The 2,280-nt window shown below is 39.2% G+C and carries 1 protein-coding gene; it reads left to right on the forward strand.

Annotation, left to right across the window (positions count from 1 at the left end):
* The coding region (locus GQN54_RS13645) for a right-handed parallel beta-helix repeat-containing protein (protein WP_207554906.1) at positions 1–2,280 on the forward strand (2,280 nt) is incomplete at both ends.

The following is a 2,280-nucleotide window of genomic DNA, read 5'->3' on the forward strand; positions in this document are numbered from 1 at the left end:
GGATGACACCTTAGCTTTACAAGGGTTACGTACAGGATTATCAGGAACTTATACTTTAGATCCTAATTTAGCTCCAAGTGCAAGTAACTTTACATCATTTTCATTGTTGTCTCAACAATTGTCTAATTATGGAATTTGTGGACCTACAACAGTGAATGTTGCAGCAGGAGTTTACTCTAATCCATTAGAATTGTCAGATGTTGTAGGGTTGGATGCGACAAATACATTAACCATTGATGGAGGAGATTCATCCACTACCATAGTTTCTGTAACGACACCAGACTTTGCCGCTTTAACATTATCCAATGTGGATTATGTGACAGTGAAGAATATGACGTTTGAATATGTAGGAACAGCAGGTTCAGGAGTGATTGTAGCAAATGCAAATCACAACACTGTTTCCAATTGTATAGTTAATGTAGATGCAACAAGCACAGGAAGTGGAATCTATGCAATATCTGTTTCTGGATCATCATCTAGCCATACTACTGGAGCCATAGCCCACTACAATACCTTCTCAAACAATGTGATTAGAGGAGGGTATTATGGAATCCGAGTTTACGGATCAACAGCTACACCGGTAATTGGAACCAAAGTGCTGAACAACGAGTTTAGAGACCAATATTACTATGGAGCATATTTCTATTATGGAGATTCTACAGAAGTAATCGGTAATGATATAGACATGATCGCACGAGGGAATGTGAATGCTGATGGAATGTACATGTATTATACTCCTAACTTCAAGTTTAATGAGAATAAAATCGCAGCATTAGACTATGGGGCATATATTTATGACTTCAGTAAGCTTTTTGTACAAACACGAAGAAATGAAGTGATCAATAATATGATCTATTCAGACAATGATTATGGATTATATATGTATTACATCGATAGTACAGATATTTATCACAATACGATTGTATCCAATAGTTCTACAGTTCCTGCATTGCAGATTTATTCCAGTACAACGATTGTAATAGGGAACTACGATATTCGAAACAATATCATGTATTCCAATGGGTCATTCGCTGTGCGAACTAATATAGCAGACGGATTCATGAGTATGATGGATCACAATGCTTATTATACCTCAGGAAACACCTTGTTATCGATGAACAGTACCACATATGCTAATTTGCAAGCCTATGTTAGTGCTAACGCCAACTTCAATGCGAACTCATTTCAAGGGGCACCACAGTTTGTGAATTATCCAACAGACCTACACGTGATCAGTGGTGTGGTTAGTAATACAGGAGACAATACAGTAGGAGTGATGACCGATATAGATGGAGATGTGAGACCTGCAGCAGGAGCAACAGCTGTAGATATGGGAGCAGATGAATTCTCTCCACCCGCATTAGAGATAGGTCTAACTAGTCTTCAGTCACCAGTTTCAGCATGTGATTTAACCAATGCAGAAAATGTTACGATTGAAATATTAAACTCAGGTCAAAATGCAGCCACCAACTTTACTGTAGGATTCTCTGTAAATGGAGGAGCATTTGTGACAGCTACAATCGCAGGTCCATTGGCATCATCGGCTACACAGACGTATACCTTTACCCAGACAGCTAACTTATCAGCTGTAGGGCCACATACAGTGAAAGCCTTTGTAAACTTGCCGGGAGATAACATTCAAACGAATGATACGATCTTTGCAAGTATCGTTAATACCGCCTCGAGTTCAAATCCAAGTTTGGAAACATTTGATGTGTTAACAGATGGAGCAACTGATTTCTCACCAATTAATTGGACCCCAACGAATGCAGGAGCTTTTGATTGGAGAGCAGAAACAGGTTCTACTAGTTCTAGTAGCACAGGCCCAAGTGCACCGCGTAATGGTGTTGGAGCTTATATTTATAGTGAGGCTTCTTCAGGAACAACCGGAGATACCATCTACCTAGAGTCTACTTGTATAGATGTTACTCCTGTAAATGGAGCGAATAGCTCAACAAGAGTAGATTACTGGTATCACATGTATGGTCAGAGCATCATAGCATTAGGATTAGATATTGATTCCGCAGGACAGTGGATTAATATAGATACCATTATCGGTCAACAGCAAACAGCTAACACAGATACTTTCAGATTGAGAAGTTTAGATTTGAGTGCTTACCAAGGTTTAGGAATCACCACATTTAGATTCTGGACCATAAAAGGATCCTCTTTTTATGGCGACGTTGCTATAGATGACTTTAGAGTGTATGACACTGTAGGGGTGAATTTAGCAATGGACTCTATAGTATCACCAACTTCAAACTGTGGATTGTCAGCTTC

Source organism: Acidiluteibacter ferrifornacis (assembly GCF_009909615.1).
GTDB classification, from domain to species: Bacteria; Bacteroidota; Bacteroidia; order Flavobacteriales_E; family Vicingaceae; genus Acidiluteibacter; species Acidiluteibacter ferrifornacis.